Here is a 16,216-nt window from a genome sequence, read left to right on the forward strand (position 1 = left end):
ACCGCCTTTGATATCCATGCAGAGGAGCGCTGCGTTCGAGCCAGCTGCGACCAAGGCCTACCGCATGCTCGAGCATATGATTGTCACGCTCGAACTGGCGCCGGCGAGTTTCGTCACTGAAGGCGGCCTGATCGAGAAGCTGGCGCTCGGCCGTACGCCGGTGCGCGAGGCGATCCAGAGGCTGGCCTGGGAAGGACTGCTCGACGTGCGGCCGCGCGCAGGCATCGCCATCGCGCCGCTGCACCCCGGCGACTGGCTGCGCGTCCTCGACGCGCGCCGCGGCGTCGAGGTGGTGCTGGCCCGCTCCGCGGCGCGCTTCGTCACCCGCGACGCAGCCGACCTCTTCCACGATGCCGCGCTTGCCATGCAGAAGGCTGTCATCTCCGGCAACGTGCTTGCCTTCATCCAGGCCGACAAGACGCTGGACGAGGCGCTGGCGCGGGCTGCCGACAACCCGTTCGCGGCCAGGCTGGCTGCCCCGCTGCAGACCCACAGCCGCCGCTTCTGGTTCCGCTACAAGGCCGATACCGGCCTGGCGGAATCGGCCGAGCATCACGTCGCGCTGATCCGCTCGATTGTCCACGGTGACGAGGAAGCCGCCGCGAAGGATGCCAAGCGGCTGATGGCATTGCTGCGCGCCCATGCCGAGGCGGCCGCCACACGTTGAAGCATACCGCCAGACACCGACCCCGGTTCAGGACAGTGCATGCCCAAGCCTACGCGTCGCCTGAACCGCTTAGACGCGATGCGCCTCAGGCTCCTGGCAAGGCCGCCTTGATCGTCGGGCTGTCCCAGCCCTCGCCCACGGACAGGATGCAACTCTGGCCCTTGGTGTCGGAGGCGAGGACGGTCCAACTGCCCTGTTCGGAAACGAATACCTCAAGCACCACGTTGGGATTGATCAGGCCACGCCCGGCCTCGCTTTCGTGGAAATTCTCGCCGAGCGCCTTGACGATGTCGGCGCGTGCCGCACATTGCCCGGCTGCATTCGCCGGCCCTATCGATAGCGCCGCCGCGGCGCATAGCAGCATGGACATAAGACGTTGTGCCATCGGACACCTCCTTGCGCCCGACGATGCGATGCTAACGGTCAGCCGTCGGCGCTCTGGTTGCCTGCCATGCCTCCTCCAGGGCAGGATCGTAGCTCTAAGTCCTGGCGCCCTCGCCGGTTCCATCACATTAGCGTTTGCAAAATAAACGGCCCGAGCCAGGGGACTCGGGCCGTAGATTTTTGGGTGGTCCTGCCGGCCCGCGCGGCCGCAGCCGAAGGACGCGCAAGCGGACAAGCGTCCGGCTAGTTCATCGTCGGGATGACGAACTCGGCCCCGTCCTTGATGCCGGACGGCCAGCGCGAGGTGACCGTCTTGGTCTTGGTGTAGAAGCGGAACGCGTCCGGACCGTGCTGGTTGAGATCGCCGAAGGACGACGCCTTCCAGCCACCGAACGTGTAGTAGGCGATCGGCACCGGGATCGGCACGTTGACGCCGACCATGCCGACCTGCACCCTGGAAGCAAAGTCTCGCGCGGCGTCGCCGTCGCGCGTGTAGATGGCGACGCCATTGCCCATCTCGTGGTCATTGGCGAGCTTGATGGCGTTCTCGTAGGTCGGCGCGCGCACCACCGACAGCACCGGCCCGAAGATCTCTTCCTTGTAGATGCGCATGTCCGACGTGACGTTGTCGAACAGGCAGCCGCCCATATAGTAGCCGTTCTCGTAGCCCTGCATCTTGAAGCCGCGACCGTCGACGACCAGCTTGGCGCCTTCCTTGACGCCGATATCGACATAGCCCTTCACCCGCTCCAGCGCCTGAGCGGTGACCAGCGGGCCAAAATCGGCGGCGGAATCCGTCGAGGGGCCGACCTTCAGGCTTTCGACGCGCGGCACCAGTTTTTCCATCAGCCGGTTGGCGGTGTCGTTGCCGACAGGGACCGCCACCGAGATCGCCATGCAGCGCTCGCCGGCCGATCCGTAGCCCGCGCCGATCAGTGCATCGACGGTCTGGTCCATGTCGGCGTCGGGCATGATGATCATGTGGTTCTTAGCGCCGCCGAAGCACTGCACGCGTTTTCCCGACGCAGTGCCGCGCGAATAGATGTAATGAGCGATCGGCGTCGAGCCGACGAAGCCGATAGCCTTGATATCGGGGTCGTCAAGGATGGCGTCGACGACTTCCTTGTCGCCGTTGACGACGTTGAGGATACCGGCAGGCAGGCCCGCCTCGATGAACAGCTCGGCGATGCGGATCGGCACGCCCGGGTCGCGCTCGGAAGGCTTCAGGATGAAGGCGTTGCCGCAGGCGATCGCCGGCGCGATCTTCCACAGCGGGATCATCGCCGGAAAGTTAAACGGCGTGATGCCGGCGACGACGCCGAGCGGCTGGCGCATCGAATAGACGTCGATGCCGGGGCCGGCACCGTCGGTGAATTCACCCTTCATCATGTGCGGCGCGCCGATGCAGACCTCGACCACTTCGAGGCCGCGCTGGATGTCGCCCCTGGCATCGGCGATCGTCTTGCCGTGCTCGCGCGCCAGGATGTCGGCCAGTTCGTCATAGTCGCGGGCGACCAGTTCAAGGAACTTCATAAGGACGCGCACGCGGCGCTGCGGGTTGGTCGCGGCCCATTTCGGCTGCGCCGCCTTGGCGCTCTCGACCGCCGCGCGCAGTTCCGCCTGCGAGGCCAGCGCCACCGTGCCGCGCACAGAGCCGTCCATCGGCTGCATCACGTCCTGCTTGCGACCGCTGGTGCCGGCGACACGCTTGCCGCCGATGAAATGACCGTATTCGATCATGATGTCTCTCCCTGGGTTTGTGATGGTGCATTGTCCGCCTTTGGCACGCCGATGGCAACGCGAGGGAGAACGCAACCGTTGTGCGGAAAATAGACAACGGTTGACGGGAGAGCATCAATTCTCGCAAATGGGAAGGATCACGAAGACGACGCCAAGGATTGGCAGGTTGAGTTCCTTCACCACAGAACGCGACATTGAAAATTGTCATCCGGACCATCCCCATGAACTGGGATGACGTCCGCATCTTTCTCGCCGTGGCGCGCGCCGGGCAAATCCTTGGCGCGGCGAGGCGCCTGGAACTCAATCACGCCACCGTCTCGCGCCGCATCGCCGCACTTGAAGACGCGCTGCGCACGAAACTCTTTCGCCGGCTGACCACCGGCAGCGAGCTGACGCCCGCCGGCGAGCGCTTCCTCGACATTGCCGAGCGCATGGAGGGCGACATGATCGCCGCCCGCTCGACAATATCAGGCGAAGGCGACGACGTTTCGGGCACGGTGCGGATCGGCGCGCCGGACGGGTTTGGCGTCGCGTTCCTCGCCCGGCGCCTCGGCGCACTGACCGCCCTGCACCGTGAATTGACGATTCAGCTCGTACCGGTGCCGCGCTCCTTCTCCCTGTCTCGCCGCGAGGCCGACATTGCCATCACCGTCGAGCGCCCGACCGAGGGCCGGCTGGTAGCGGGCAAGCTGGTCGACTACTCGCTCGGCCTGTTTGCCTCACGTGCCTATGCTGAAGCCCACGGCCTGCCCCAGACCGCTGCCGAGCTGGGACGGCACACATTGATCGGCTATGTGCCGGACCTCATCGTCAGCCCATCGCTCGACTACGCCGCCGAATTCAGCGCGGACTGGCGCACCAGCTTCGCCATTTCCTCCGCGCTCGGGCAGGCCGAAGCGGTGCGGTCGGGCGCCGGCATCGGCATCCTGCACACTTTCGTCGCCCGCTCGATGCCGGAACTGGTGGCCGTCGACGTGGTGGCGCCCATCCGCCGTGCCTACTGGCTGGTCTATCACGAATCGGTCAGGCCGCTGCGCCGCGTCCAGATCGTTGCCTCCTTCATCACAAAGGCGGTGGAGCGGGAGAGAAATCTTTTCGTCTGACGCATGTCGGCCATCGCAGCTTCTTCCACGACACGGAGAACGGCATGATGGTGCTCGACCCCGCCTTCTACGCCAGGATGAAGCCGATTTATGACGAGTATCTCGCCCACTCCAACCCGGTCGCCACCGATGTGACGATCCCGTGGGCCTACCGGCTGCTGTTCGACGAGGGTTGGTGAAACAGGCGTTCTGACGCGATATCCCCCGGCCGCGCCCGCCGATGGCGAGCGGGCGGCGTCTATTTCAGATAGCGCTCCTGCGCCAGCGCGCGGGCGTCGATATCGGGCACTTTGTTCGAGATGATGTCGGCCAGCACCTTGGCCGAGCCGCAGGCCATGGTCCAGCCGAGCGTTCCATGGCCGGTGTTGAGGTAGAGGTTGGAAAGCTCCGTGCGCCCGATCAGCGGCGGCCCGTCCGGCGTCATCGGCCGCAGGCCGCACCAGAACGTCGCCTCCCGCATGGCGCCGGCTCCCGGGAACAGGTCGCCGACCGAGTGTTCGAGCGTGCGCCGTCGCGATTCGTGCAGCCGGAGGTCGAACCCGGAAATCTCGGCCGTGCCGCCGACGCGGATGCGGTCGCCGAGCCTCGTGATCGCGACCTTGTAGGTTTCGTCCATCACCGTCGACACCGGCGCGGCGGCGGCATCCTTGATCGGCACCGTGATCGAATAGCCCTTGACCGGATAGACCGGGATCGGCCGCTTCATCCGGCGCATGAAGTCCGACGAATAACTGCCCAGCGCCATCACATAGGCGTCGGCGGTCAGCCAGCCCTTGCTGGTGCTCATATTGTTGACGCGGTTGCGGCTGCGGATGACGCGCCATATCGTCGTGTCGTATTCGAATTTGACCCCGCGTGCCACGCAAAGCTCGGCCAGCCTGTCGGTGAACATCTTGCAGTCACCGGTCTCGTCGCCCGGCAGCCTCAGGCCGCCGACGAATTTTTCGCGCACCGCGGCCAGAGCCGGTTCCGCCGCGATGCAGCCGTCCTGGTCGAGGATTTCGTAGGGCACGCCATATCTCTTCAGCACCTCGACATCGCCTGATGTGCCGTCGAGCTGCTTTTGCGTGCGAAACAGCTGCAGCGTGCCCTGCGTCCGCTCGTCATAGGCTATGCCGGTTGCCTCGCGCAGCGCCTTCAGCGTGTCGCGGCTGTATTCGGCCAGCGGCACCATGCGCGATTTGTTGACCGCGTAGCGTTCGGCGGTGCAGTTGCGCAGCATTTTGACCAGCCACGTCCACATATGTGGATCGAAGGCCGGCCGCACCACCAGCGGACCATGCTTCATCAGCAGCCATTTGATCGCCTTGAGGGGGATACCGGGCCCGGCCCAAGGCGAGGCATAGCCGGGCGAAATCTCGCCGGCATTGGCGAAGCTGGTTTCCAGTCCCGGCCCTTTCTGGCGGTCGATCACGGTCACCTCGTGGCCAGCCTCGGCGAGATAATAGGCCGTGGTCACCCCGATCACGCCACTGCCCAGCACCATGATTTTCATTCATTCACTCCTTGCCGCGCCGAGCGTCCTCAGGACGCCCGTGGATGCGGCCGTATTTTCGATTTGCGCATGATCCCGAGCGAAAATCGATGTCGATTTTCGAGACCACGCGCTGTTGCCCATTCACGCCGCCGAGGGACCGGGGTCGTCTTCTTCTGTCTGCCGCATTCCGGCCGTCTCGCCAAGAGGCCGCCAATCGGCTGCGGCACTGTAGACGAGCCTGAGCCCGTGCGGTCTCCGCTCGTCAGCTTGGTCTTTCTGCCTGACCGTGCGCCGGGCAGCTTCGGGCTGGTAGAGCACGGCCTTGATCAGGATCGCCTCCCGCCTGCCGTCGGCGTGTTCGACCGTTGCCGTCTGGCCTTGCGCCATGCCAAGCATGCAGAGCCCGCGCCTCGTTGCGACCGAAAGGCTGGAGCCGACCGGCCCGCGCACCTCGTGCTGCACCAGGGTTCGCGTTTCGGCGGGACCGGCATCGACGCCGAACACCACCCTGCTGTTCAGGGTAACGATGTCGGGGCCGACCGAATCGATCGGCACGACATCGGCGCCTGAAAGCTTGTGTTCGAGCATGCGCACGATCGGATCCGCGAATGCCCGCCGGCGCTCCAGCATGACTTCGAGGACGGCGAAGTCCTTCGTCGTCAGGCAGCAATTCGTGCTCGTCATCACCGCCTCCGCCATCAAGCTCGTCGCGGGCCGGAAGCCGGCGCATCGACGGCCTCGACGGTCACTGACAGTTCCCGGCCGCCACGACCGTTCCAGCAAACCGTCTGCCCGACGCTCGCGCCAATGAGCGCGGTTCCCATCGGCGTCAGCACCGAGATCCGGTTCTCGGCTATGTCGGCCTCACCCGGGTAGACCAGCATGATGCGCTGGGCGTCGCCGCTTTCGCCGCGCACGATCACCGTCGAACCCATTCGCACCACACCGGCCGGCATCGCCGCCGCGTTCGTGACGACGGCCCTGTCCATTTCCGAAAGCAGCTCCTCGGCCGTCTCGGGCGCGCGATCGAGCAAAGCCCTGGCCAGGCCCGTCAGCCTGTCATGGTCGGCGTCGCTGATCAGAAGATGGCTGTTTGGACGCAGTTCTTTCGCGTGTTGCATGGCAAACCTCATGGACCGGCGCATCGAGCGGATGCGCGCCTGCCGGCGCGCTGGCGGCGGCGTGATGAAAGGCCGGCAGCCGCGAAGGGCTGTTCGGCTTGATGGCGATTGTGGATGGATGGATGCCCCGGTACGGACGGACGCCGGAAGGCGGCCGCGCCGGGGCTACGATCCCGCGATCGGGCAGACCCTGAAGAATGTTTTGATATAAGCGAGCTTGCTCATGTGCCAAAGCTTGCCGAATGGCGCCCGCTTGTCAAGCGCGGCCAAACCGCTCAACCGCCCAGATAGCGCCGGTGAAAACGCGTTCCGAGGCTGGCCAGGATTTCATACCCGATGGTGCCGGCATGGTCGGCAGCATCGTCGACGCTCTGTGAGGGCCCTAGCAACTCCACCAGGTCGCCCTCTCCGAGCCGGCCGGGCGGCAAGGCGGAAATGTCGAGAATGATCGAGTCCATCGACACGCGCCCGAGGAAAGGCAGGCGCACCGCCTCGAACCATGCGGCCGAAGCGGAGCGGCGCAGCCAGCCGTCCGCATAGCCGAATGAAATCGTCGCCAGGCTGAGCGGGCCCTGCGCATGGTAGCTGTGGCCATAGCCGACGCCAGTGCCCTTTTGGACACTGCGCGTCTGCGCCACCTTGGCCTGCAGCCCGACCACGGGCAGCATCGGGTTGGCTTGGCCAGGCGTCGGGTTGATGCCGTAGAGGGCGGCACCGGGCCGGGCGAGATCGCAATGATAAAGCGGGCCTAGAAAGATGCCGGAGGAGTTGGCGAGCGAGGCCGGCGCCACGGGTAGCATGGCACGCAACCGCGCGAATGCCAGCCTCTGCTGTTCATTGGCCGGGTGGCGCGGTTCATCGGCGCAGGCCAGGTGGCTCATCACATATCTGACGTCGATGCCATCGAAAGCGCCGACATCCCCGGCCACCGCCTCGACCTCGGCTGGCGCCATTCCAAGCCGCGACATGCCGCTGTCGACCTGGACGGCAGCCGGGAGCCGACGCCCGGCGCGGTGTGTCGCTGCGCGCCAGGCTTGCAACTGTGCGCCACTGTTGATGACAGCGCACAAGCCAGCCGCCACCGCTTCCGGCTCGGAACCCGGCGGCAGCCCGTTCAGCACGTAGATGTCCGGTCCGGCCCCCACCGCCTTGCGCAGCGCGATGCCTTCGGACAGCAGCGCGACGAAGAAGATGTCGCAGCCTTCCTTCATCAGCGCCGATGCCACTTGCGCGGCGCCGAGACCGTAGCCGTCGGCCTTGACCACGCCCGCGCAGCGCACGCCGCCCAGCCGCGCCTTCAGCCGCCGGTAATTTTCGCGGATCGCGCCAAGGTCGATGGTGAGGATGGCCCCGGCAGCAGCCTCGCTTGTGGCGTCGGCTTCCTCGGGCAGCGATCTTTTGGGGGCGTCGTGCATGGCGGCCCTTCTTGTGGCGGATGGACATCAATAAGACGGTCGAACCGGCGCGGCAACCGCTGGCGTTTGAACCGCGGCCTCGGCCCGTCCAGCTATGGCACAAGGTGACGGAACGCCGTCACCACGTCTTCATAGACCTTGCGCTTGAACGGCACGATCAGGTCGGGCAGCTCCTGCATCGGCCGCCACGACCATTTGTCGAATTCGGCGGTGTGGCCGCCGGGCGGCGGATTGATCTGGATCTCGCTGGTATCGCCATGGAAGCGGAAGGCGAACCATCGCTGCGTCTGACCCCGATAGCGCCCCTTGAAGGCGACGCCGACCAGGTTGTCCGGCAGATCATAGTTGATCCAGTCCGGCGCCTCGGCGAGCAGCGAGACGCTGCGCATGCCGGTCTCCTCATAGAGCTCCCGCTCCGCCGCCTGCAGGGGCTCCTCGCCCTTGTCGATGCCGCCTTGCGGCATCTGCCAGAGCTGCGTGGTGCCGGCGAATTCGCTGTCCGGCTCGGCTATGCGATGGCCGACCCAGACCAGGCCCTCGGCGTTGAGGATCATCAGCCCGACACAGGGACGGTAGGGCAGCGTCTCGCGGTCGACCTTCTTCGTCTTCGGCATCATTCAGTCTTTTAAGCTGTTTCCCGGTGGCTAGCCCTTTTGCGGATCGATCGCCACCGCTGAAATCGGCACGATCTCGATGCCGCGTTTCTTGGCCTCGGCCGCCCATGACGACACCGTGTCGACCGTCAGGTCGAAAGCGGAGCCGATGCCGACCGCGGTTCCCTTGGCACGGGCGGTCGCCTCCAGGCTGTCCAGTTTCTTCAGGATGGCGCCGCGATCCTGCACGGCGTCGATCGCCGTGTCGCCGGAGACGAAGGGCACGCCGTCCTTCAGCGCCAGATCCGGCGCCAGGCTACGCGCCGACGAGCCGTCGTCGATATAGGCGAGCCCGCGTTTGCCGAGCTCGGCCATGAAGGGTTCCATTGCCGCCGGGTCGGCGGAAAACCGCGCGCCCATATAGTTCATGACACCGGTATAGTTCGTCGTCCGCGACAGTGCCCAGCGCAGGTTCTTCAGGTTCTCTTCCGCGCTCGCCGCCACCGTCAGCGTGTTGCGCCCGGGGTTGACATTGGGATAGTCGAACGGTTCGAGCGGCACCTGCATGACGATCTCGTGGCCGCTCTGCCGGGCGGCCTGCATCCAGCGGCCGATGCTGTTGCCTTGCGGCGCGAACGCCAGCGTCACTTCCGCCGGCAGCTTGGCGATGGCCGCCTGGGTGCCGGTCTGTGAGACCGCGAGCCCGCCGATGACGATCGCCACGCGGGCGCCGCGCGCGCCTGACCACGGCCGCGCGTAGACATCGAAGGGCCGCCGGCCGTCTGCGGCGCGCACCGGCAAGGGGCCGGCATCGCCGGCCTCGATCAGCGCCCTGTCGGGAATATGCGCGATCTTCAGGTTTTGGCCGATGGTCGACGGATCGCGGATGACGATTGCCGCCTTGGGCGGACCATCGCCTTCCTCTGTCTGCACATGGATGATCTGCGGGCCCCCAGCCTTGGCCGGCATTTCCGCCTTTGGCGTCGTGACCGGCGCCAAAGCGGACGGCGCAGCGGTCGGCTCCGGCACCACTTTCGGCGTCGAAACCGCGACTTCCTGCGGCTTGCGAAACGGCTTGTCCCTGAGCGCGATCGCGCCGGAGACGCCGACAACGGCCAGCACGACGAACGCAGCCACGAGCGCACCCACGCTGACCTTGCCGGCGGCGCGCGGCGGACGGACAGTCAGTCCGAGCGGTCGTTCGATGTCCTTGCCGATATCAGCCAAGCCCTGTCCCCGTCCGCATGGCTTCGAACATGGAACCTTTCGAAGAGACATGCGCGAATTCTTCAACCCCGGCGCACCCCTGGCGCCCTGTATCGAGGGATTCGCGTTACCCCCGAATCAAACTGCCGGAACCTTTCGGTCCCGGCAGCATCGCATTGCTTCCATCGGGCGGCCAGACCCGTTGTTGGCCGCCACCTGTTACTGGTTGAGGACAGCCTTCTGCGGATTGGGCGGGAAGGACGGATCGGTCTTCTGGCCGCGCAGAAGCTGCTCGGCATAGATGAGCTGGAGGTCGTTCTTCGGATCCGGCGGCACATAGGCTGCCGAGCCCGAACCGGTCGAGCTCTCGTCGGCACCCTTGATGTGGCCCTTGAGGTCGGATTCGCCGCGCGTCAGGTCCCTGCCCTGCAGTTCCGGCGGCAGCGGCTGGTCGACCTTGATGTCGGGCGTGATGCCCTTGCCCTGGATCGACTTGCCGGACGGCGTGTAATAGAGCGCCGTCGTCAGCCTGAGCGCGCCGTTCTCGCCAAGCGGGATGATGGTCTGCACCGAACCCTTGCCGAAGGACTGCGTTCCGACCACCGTGGCGCGGCGCAGGTCCTGCAGCGCGCCAGCGACGATTTCGGACGCACTGGCCGATCCGCCATTGACCAGCACGATCAGCGGCTTGCCGCCGATATCGTCGACCTGCTTGGACTTGGCGTCGAAGCGGGTAACGTCCTTGGGATCGCGGCCGCGCGTCGAAACGATCTCGCCACGGTTGAGGAAGGCGTCCGATACGCTTACCGCCTGATCGAGCAGACCGCCGGGATTGAGGCGCAGATCGAGCACATAGCCCTTGAGCTTGTCGTTCGGCACCTGCTTCTTGATGGTGTCGATGGCATTCTCGAGGTCGTCATAGGTCTTTTCGGTGAAGGAGGTGATCTTCATGTAGCCGATGTCGTTTTCGACCCGGAACTTGACCGCCTTGACCTTGATGATGTCGCGCACCACCGTCAGCTCGATCGGCTTGTCGGCGCCCTGGCGCAGGATGGTGAGCTTGATCGGCGTGTTGACCAGGCCGCGCATCTTGTCGACCGCGTCGTTCAGCGTCAGGCCACGAACCTCCTCACCGTCGATCTTGGCGATGTAATCGCCGGCCAGCACGCCCGCCTTGGCGGCCGGCGTATCGTCGATCGGCGTGATCACCTTGACCAGATCGTTCTCCATGGTGACCTCGATGCCGAGGCCGCCGAACTCACCCTTGGTCTGTACGCGCATGTCCTGCGCCTGCTCGGCGTTCATGTAGGAGGAGTGGGGGTCGAGCGAGGCAAGCATGCCGTTGATGGCGTTCTCGACCAGCGACTTGTCGTCGGGCGGCGTCACATACTGCGCCCGCACCCGCTCGAAGATATCGCCGAAGATCGCCAGTTGCTTGTAGGTCTCCGACCCCGCAGCGTTCGCTGCCGAGCCGGGCGCGCCATAGACCAGGCTCATGGCGGACGCGCCCATCAGCGCACCGGCAAACAGAAGCGACAGTTTCCGCATCATTTCACGTCCTTCCAGAAAAACGGTCCGCCCACCATGGGGCCGGATCGACGGGTTTTCCATCCTTGCGGAACTCGACATAGAGCTCCGGCGTGGCATTTCCATTCTTCGAAGCCGAGGTGCTTGCCACCCGGGCCTCTCCCATCGCACCGACCGGCTCTCCTGCGAGCACTGATTGGCCGGTTGCGACGCTGATTCTGCTCATCCCCGCCAGGACGACATGATAACCGTCGCCGGCATTCAGGATCAAGAGTTGACCGTAGGAGCGAAACGGCCCCGCATAAAGCACATTCCCATCCGCCGGTGCGGTGACGATGGCGCCCGATTGTGTCGCAACCATGTCCCCAAGCATCACCGCGCCGTTACCGTCTTCGGCGCCGAACCGGCGTTTGATGCGGCCGATGACCGGCAGCGCGATCTGTCCTTGCAGCGCCGAGAAGGGTGCCGCAGCGGCAAGCCGGTTGGCCTCGGGAACCGGCAGCGACGCCGTCATATCGCCGCCCGCCTTATCCCTGCCCGCCTTGTCGCCGCCCGCCTTGTCGCCGCCGGCTTGGCCGGCCTCCGCGGCCTTTGCGGCATCCGCGGCCTTGCGGTTGCGTTCGGCCTGGGCTTCGAGCGAGGCGATCAATTCCTTCAGGCTGCTGGCCTTGGCCGCGAGCGCCTCGGAATGCTGTCGCTCGGCCGACAACTGCGCCTGCGTGTCGGCTTCGAGCTTCTGCTTGGCTTCCAGCAGCATGCCGAGCCGCTTCTTTTCCGCAGTCTGCTCGCCGACCGCCGCCGTCAGCCGTGCCCGCTCGGCCTCGATCGAGGCCGTCACTCTTGTCTGCTCCTTGAGGTCGGCCAGGAGCCTGTCGGTCTGCTGGCGCAATTCAGGCACCACGGCGCCAAGCAAGATGGCGCTGCGCACCGACGACAGCGCGTCCTCCGGCTTGACCAGGATCGCCGGCGGCGGGTTCAGCCCCATGCGCTGCAATGCGCCCAGCACCTCCGCCAGCACGTCGCGCCGCGCCATCAGCGAGGCGCGGATCTTCTGCTGCTGGGTCTTCAGCCCCTCCAGCTTGGCGCCGATGTCCTCGATATCCTGCCCAAGCTTCTGTTCGGTCATCGCCGACTGGATCAGCGCGGCGGTGATCGAGGCGTGGTCCTTCTTGACCGCGGCGATGTCGGCGGCCAGCTTGGCCAGCCGCTCGGACGACAGGCTTATCTCCTTGGAGATCTGTTCGTATTCGGCGCGGCTCTGGTCCGGATCGGGGGCCATGTCGAGCGTGTTCTCGGCCCATGCGGCATTGAGCGACAGGATGACCACCGCCGCCGCGATGCCGCAGCGCGCGCGCCAGGAGCCCGCTGTCGATGAGCCTGTCGTCGATTTCCAGCCTTCAGCCATGCGGGACGGACTCTATCTGCGGCTTCGTTAACGAACCATCAACCATATTAATGCGCATCGCCCAAAACTGTGCAGCGGTTTCGCACACCGGTGAGCAAAATAGGGAAAGCCGGCCCGAAGCCGTGATCTTGCGCGGCATTGGGGCGGAATTCGGTGCGATGCGACCTTCAGGTTCTGTGATAGGGGTGGCCGGACAGGATTGTCGAGACCCTGTAGAGCTGCTCTGCCAGCATCACCCGCACCAATTGGTGCGGCCATGTCAGCGCACCGAAAGACATCACCAGCTCAGCCTGGGCGCGCAACGACGGATCATGGCCATCGGCGCCGCCTATGGCCAGCGCCAGCGCCTTGCGGCCGGCGTCGCGCAACTGGCCGATGCGGCCGGCGAAATCTTCCGAGGACAGGTTCTTGCCGCGCTCGTCGAGCAGGATCAGCGCCGAGCCGGGCTGCAACTGCGCCTGCAGCCTTGCGCCTTCATCGCGCCGGCGTTCATCGGCGTTCTGGGCGCGGCCTTCGGCGATCTCGGCGATGCCGGAGAATTCGAGGCCGACAGCCGGGCCGCTCTTGGAGAAACGCTCGAAATAGCGGTCGGCGAGTTCTCTCTCGGGGCCGCTTTTCATCCGGCCCACGGCATGAACGGTAATCTTCATCCTCGCCTCAGAGGGCGGCCGATGCGTGTCGCCCGAAAATCGTCAATGGGCCAGGAACCACGGCACGCATCCAAACCAACCGGCTCAGTGCAAGGTCTCTTCCTCGAGGTCCGGCGCCTGCCACATCTTTTCGAGATTGTAGAATTCGCGGACTTCGGGGCGGAAGACATGGACGATGATGTCGCCTGAATCGATCAGGACCCAGTCGGCGCCGGACAGCCCCTCGACACGCGCCGTGCCGAGGCCGGCATCCTTCAACGCCTTGAGGAGATGATCGGCAACAGCCGAGACATGACGGTGCGATCGACCCGACGCGACGACCATGTAGTCGCCGAGGCTCGATTTTCCCTGAATGTCGATTGAGACGATGTTTTCGGCCTTGGAGTCTTCCAGACTGGCAAGGACTGTCTTGATGGCGCGGGACACGGCGTCGTTTACGCTGATCCCGGCCGGCGAAGGCACGATGTCGGCCTTCTTCCGCAGTGCTGTTCTCAGTGTATTTCCTTTCGCAGCAAGAACAACCAAATCACCCCTGAAAGCGGGTGACACCGCTTAGATAGGCAGAGTTCCGTTGCAGTTTCAAGACGGAGCCCCGCTTCCATGCGAACTCATTGAGGCTCCGCTTGTTCCGCGCGACACGCAAAAGATCGGAACCCAGGCGTTCCGCAGGGGTTATCGGCTGATTGATCAACCGGAATCCCATTATGCCGATCGACCCGCAAAATGCCCTCCTGACCGTGCAGGCGGGGCTCTCTCAGCTCAGCGCGCTCATTGTCTCCTATTCCCTTTCGGCGGTCGGCGCCGTCATCCTTCTGGTTGTCGGCTACATCGTCGCCGGCTTTGCCGAGCGTTCGATTTTTGCCGGCCTGGGCCACATCCATGGCTTTGACCAGACGCTGCGGCACTTCTTTTCCAAGATCGTCCGCTATGCCATCCTCGTCCTGGTCGTCATCATGGTGCTCGGCCAGTTCGGCGTGCAGACGGCCTCGATCATCGCCGCGATCGGCGCCATCGGCCTGGCCATCGGCCTGGCGCTGCAAGGCACGCTGCAGAACATTGCCGCCGGGATCATGCTTTTGGCATTGCGGCCGTTCCGCATCGGCGAATCCGTCGAAGTCGGGTCCATTGCCGGCTCGATCGAGGAAATCGGCCTTTTCGCCACCAAGCTCCGGAGCGCCGAAGGCGTCTACATCCTGGCGCCCAACTCGACGCTGTGGAACCAGCCGGTGCGCAATTTTTCGCGCAACGGCGTGCGGCGCGGCGACATCACCCTCTCGATCGGCTCCTGGAACGACATCGACCGCGCCCAGAAGACGCTGCTTGCGATCGCCGCCGCCGAGCGCCGCATCAAGCGTGAGCCGGCGCCGACCGCCTTTGTCGCAGCATTGGGCGAAAGCACCGTCTCGATCACCTTGCGCTACTGGACATCATCGGCGGATTTCTTCGCCGCCCAGGCCGACCTCACCAAGCGGGCCAAGCAGGAGTTCGACCGCGAACGCATATCGATCCCGCTGCCGCCACCGCAGGTCCCGGCGCCGGAAACCCGCCGGCAATAGTCAATCGCCCCTGTGCCGGTGCTGTTCGTCCGGCGCGAAGGCGAGTTCCACCGGCAATGGCGCTTGCGCCGTCATCGGCGCGAAGCTGCCGGTTTCGGTTGCCGGCACCGGCCGCGCGGTGAACACGCGCAAAAGCACGAACAGGCAGAAGACGCAGGCGATGACCACTGTTACATAGATGAAGGCCTGCGTGCCGAAGACGGCTGACAGCGCGGTCACGATGCCCGGCACGATGAAGCCGGACAGCGACCAGGCAAACAACAAGGAACTCGACAGCGCCACCATGTCGTCCTTGCCGGCGCGGTCGGCGGCGTGGGCACTGGCCAACGAGTAGATCGATTCCGAGGCGCCGTCCCACATCACATAAATCACCAGCAGCACCGCCAGCGTACCGCCGTCGAAGCCGAGCGCAAACATCCCTGCCGCCGCGGCGATCGCGGATGCCGCGACCAGCACATAGCGGCGATCGGTGCGGTCGGAAATCCAGCCGAGCGGAACCTGCAGGATCAGCGTGCCGAGCGGCATCACCGAAAGCAGCAGCGCCACGTCGGCCTGGCTGTACCCCTTCGCGGTGGCGTGGATCGGCGCAAAGCCGGAAATCGACATGGACAGGCCGCCGACCGCCAGCATGCCGGCGACGCCGACCGGCGAAATCCGCCAGGCCCGGCGCAGCGCCACCGATGCCGCCTGCGGCGCCGGCGGCTGGGCCAGCCGGGTCATCCCGACGGGCAGGATGGATAGCGCGGTGAAGGCTATGCCGATCAGCGATGCATCCGCCGTCCTGATGTCGACCAGCGCCAGCGTCGCATAGCCGATGCCGAGCCCGCCGACATAGGCGACGTAGAAGACGGCCATTACCCTGCCGCGTATGGCATTGGCGACGGCATCGTTGAGCCAGCTCTGCGCGACGATGAAAAGCCCGCATATGGCAAAGCCGTAGAGAGCGCGCGCCGCGATCCACAACAGGGGGTGCGGCCCGGCGCCGATTGCGGCATTCGACAGCGCGATCAGCGCCGACAGCACCATGAAGGCACGGGCATGGCCAACCCTGCGCACCAGCGGTCCGGTCAGGATGCAGCCGGCGAGACCACCCGCCGACAGACCGGTGACGATCAGACCGGCCCAGGTCGGATCGAAGCCTTCCACGCCGAGCCGGACGGGGATGTAGGCGAACATCAGCCCGTTGCCGATGGCGATCAGCGCCATCGACACCACGACGCTGGCAATCGCGATCAGCGGCGTGGGCGTGTCGCCGTGCCTCGGTTCCGTTTCGGTTTGGCTTTTCACGAGAGTGGTCATATCAGCGCAAGATCATCCATTCGATGACGAAAGGCCGCCGCAAAAGCGACATTGCCGGACTTGCCTTCCTCCT

Annotated in this window: 17 protein-coding genes; 4 read left to right on the forward strand and 13 right to left on the reverse strand. The window is 65.3% G+C overall.

The annotated features are described in order from the left end of the window. Window positions 1-16: 16 nt before the first annotated feature. Window positions 17-667: a GntR family transcriptional regulator gene (locus tag LB547_RS18765; protein WP_224655912.1), complete on the forward strand. Its 651-nt coding sequence runs from the start codon at window positions 17-19 to the stop codon at window positions 665-667. 85 nt (window positions 668-752) lie between these two features. Here LB547_RS18765 and LB547_RS18770 read toward each other — a convergent pair whose 3' ends face one another. Then, on the reverse strand, window positions 753-1,052 hold the full coding sequence (locus LB547_RS18770; RefSeq protein WP_140517526.1) for a hypothetical protein: 300 nt from the start codon (window positions 1,050-1,052) through the stop codon (window positions 753-755). A 242-nt stretch (window positions 1,053-1,294) separates the two neighbouring features. Further along, window positions 1,295-2,791 carry a CoA-acylating methylmalonate-semialdehyde dehydrogenase gene (locus tag LB547_RS18775; protein ID WP_140560776.1) on the reverse strand — a complete coding sequence of 499 codons (1,497 nt, stop codon included), beginning with the start codon at window positions 2,789-2,791 and terminating at the stop codon, window positions 1,295-1,297. Between the two features lie 221 nt (window positions 2,792-3,012). Here LB547_RS18775 and LB547_RS18780 point away from each other — a divergent pair, with 221 nt between their 5' ends. Then, a complete protein-coding gene (locus LB547_RS18780) occupies window positions 3,013-3,894 on the forward strand; it encodes a LysR family transcriptional regulator (protein ID WP_140517524.1) in 882 nt (293 codons plus the stop codon). 44 nt (window positions 3,895-3,938) lie between these two features. Continuing rightward, entirely contained in the window at window positions 3,939-4,073 is a 135-nt protein-coding gene (locus LB547_RS32365; protein ID WP_263483336.1) for a hypothetical protein, read from the forward strand. Between the two features lie 59 nt (window positions 4,074-4,132). On the opposite strand, the gene LB547_RS18785 is transcribed toward LB547_RS32365, so the two are convergent. From LB547_RS18785 to rsfS, 10 genes are all read right to left on the reverse strand, one after another. Continuing rightward, on the reverse strand, window positions 4,133-5,389 hold the full coding sequence (locus tag LB547_RS18785; protein ID WP_140493047.1) for a D-amino acid dehydrogenase: 1,257 nt from the start codon (window positions 5,387-5,389) through the stop codon (window positions 4,133-4,135). Between the two features lie 123 nt (window positions 5,390-5,512). Further along, entirely contained in the window at window positions 5,513-6,055 is a 543-nt protein-coding gene (locus LB547_RS18790; RefSeq protein ID WP_140759228.1) for a nucleoside-diphosphate kinase, read from the reverse strand. Window positions 6,056-6,069: 14 nt separating this feature from the next. Beyond that, on the reverse strand, window positions 6,070-6,492 hold the full coding sequence (gene rnk / locus LB547_RS18795; protein WP_140729410.1) for a nucleoside diphosphate kinase regulator: 423 nt from the start codon (window positions 6,490-6,492) through the stop codon (window positions 6,070-6,072). Between the two features lie 275 nt (window positions 6,493-6,767). After that, a complete protein-coding gene (alr, locus tag LB547_RS18800; protein ID WP_140628077.1) occupies window positions 6,768-7,907 on the reverse strand; it encodes an alanine racemase in 1,140 nt (379 codons plus the stop codon). Between the two features lie 92 nt (window positions 7,908-7,999). After that, complete coding sequence (locus LB547_RS18805; RefSeq protein ID WP_140517610.1) at window positions 8,000-8,521, reverse strand: RNA pyrophosphohydrolase; 522 nt, start codon at window positions 8,519-8,521, stop codon at window positions 8,000-8,002. Window positions 8,522-8,551: 30 nt separating this feature from the next. Then, window positions 8,552-9,727, reverse strand: coding sequence for a divergent polysaccharide deacetylase family protein (locus LB547_RS18810; protein ID WP_140525019.1), 1,176 nt, complete (start codon window positions 9,725-9,727; stop codon window positions 8,552-8,554). A gap of 198 nt (window positions 9,728-9,925) precedes the next feature. Beyond that, window positions 9,926-11,257, reverse strand: a complete 1,332-nt coding sequence (locus LB547_RS18815; RefSeq protein ID WP_181165202.1) for a S41 family peptidase — start codon at window positions 11,255-11,257, stop codon at window positions 9,926-9,928. A gap of 1 nt (window position 11,258) precedes the next feature. After that, entirely contained in the window at window positions 11,259-12,638 is a 1,380-nt protein-coding gene (locus LB547_RS18820) for a murein hydrolase activator EnvC family protein (RefSeq protein WP_140662830.1), read from the reverse strand. Window positions 12,639-12,805: 167 nt separating this feature from the next. Then, entirely contained in the window at window positions 12,806-13,288 is a 483-nt protein-coding gene (gene rlmH, locus LB547_RS18825) for a 23S rRNA (pseudouridine(1915)-N(3))-methyltransferase RlmH (RefSeq protein ID WP_140517517.1), read from the reverse strand. An 84-nt stretch (window positions 13,289-13,372) separates the two neighbouring features. Further along, the gene (gene rsfS, locus LB547_RS18830) at window positions 13,373-13,750 is read right to left on the reverse strand and encodes a ribosome silencing factor (protein WP_135902362.1); all 378 of its coding nucleotides are present in this window, start codon (window positions 13,748-13,750) and stop codon (window positions 13,373-13,375) included. A gap of 242 nt (window positions 13,751-13,992) precedes the next feature. Here rsfS and LB547_RS18835 point away from each other — a divergent pair, with 242 nt between their 5' ends. Next, the gene (locus tag LB547_RS18835; RefSeq protein WP_140759226.1) at window positions 13,993-14,844 is read left to right on the forward strand and encodes a mechanosensitive ion channel family protein; all 852 of its coding nucleotides are present in this window, start codon (window positions 13,993-13,995) and stop codon (window positions 14,842-14,844) included. On the opposite strand, the gene LB547_RS18840 is transcribed toward LB547_RS18835, so the two are convergent. Then, window positions 14,845-16,143, reverse strand: coding sequence for an MFS transporter (locus LB547_RS18840; protein WP_140517515.1), 1,299 nt, complete (start codon window positions 16,141-16,143; stop codon window positions 14,845-14,847). Window positions 16,144-16,216: the final 73 nt, after the last annotated feature.

It is taken from the genome of Mesorhizobium sp. B264B1B (assembly GCF_020165765.1).
In the GTDB taxonomy this organism is placed as follows: Bacteria; Pseudomonadota; Alphaproteobacteria; order Rhizobiales; family Rhizobiaceae; genus Mesorhizobium.

Coding starts and splice junctions, on each gene's coding strand:
- LB547_RS18765 (WP_224655912.1), top strand. CDS start 17: ATGCAGAGGAGCGCTGCGTTCGAGCCAGCTGCGACCAAGGCCTACCGC.
- LB547_RS18770 (WP_140517526.1), bottom strand. CDS start 1,052: ATGGCACAACGTCTTATGTCCATGCTGCTATGCGCCGCGGCGGCGCTA.
- LB547_RS18775 (WP_140560776.1), bottom strand. CDS start 2,791: ATGATCGAATACGGTCATTTCATCGGCGGCAAGCGTGTCGCCGGCACC.
- LB547_RS18780 (WP_140517524.1), top strand. CDS start 3,013: ATGAACTGGGATGACGTCCGCATCTTTCTCGCCGTGGCGCGCGCCGGG.
- LB547_RS32365 (WP_263483336.1), top strand. CDS start 3,939: ATGATGGTGCTCGACCCCGCCTTCTACGCCAGGATGAAGCCGATTTAT.
- LB547_RS18785 (WP_140493047.1), bottom strand. CDS start 5,389: ATGAAAATCATGGTGCTGGGCAGTGGCGTGATCGGGGTGACCACGGCC.
- LB547_RS18790 (WP_140759228.1), bottom strand. CDS start 6,055: ATGACGAGCACGAATTGCTGCCTGACGACGAAGGACTTCGCCGTCCTC.
- rnk (WP_140729410.1), bottom strand. CDS start 6,492: ATGCAACACGCGAAAGAACTGCGTCCAAACAGCCATCTTCTGATCAGC.
- alr (WP_140628077.1), bottom strand. CDS start 7,907: ATGCACGACGCCCCCAAAAGATCGCTGCCCGAGGAAGCCGACGCCACA.
- LB547_RS18805 (WP_140517610.1), bottom strand. CDS start 8,521: ATGCCGAAGACGAAGAAGGTCGACCGCGAGACGCTGCCCTACCGTCCC.
- LB547_RS18815 (WP_181165202.1), bottom strand. CDS start 11,257: ATGATGCGGAAACTGTCGCTTCTGTTTGCCGGTGCGCTGATGGGCGCG.
- LB547_RS18820 (WP_140662830.1), bottom strand. CDS start 12,638: ATGGCTGAAGGCTGGAAATCGACGACAGGCTCATCGACAGCGGGCTCC.
- rlmH (WP_140517517.1), bottom strand. CDS start 13,288: ATGAAGATTACCGTTCATGCCGTGGGCCGGATGAAAAGCGGCCCCGAG.
- LB547_RS18835 (WP_140759226.1), top strand. CDS start 13,993: ATGCCGATCGACCCGCAAAATGCCCTCCTGACCGTGCAGGCGGGGCTC.
- LB547_RS18840 (WP_140517515.1), bottom strand. CDS start 16,143: ATGACCACTCTCGTGAAAAGCCAAACCGAAACGGAACCGAGGCACGGC.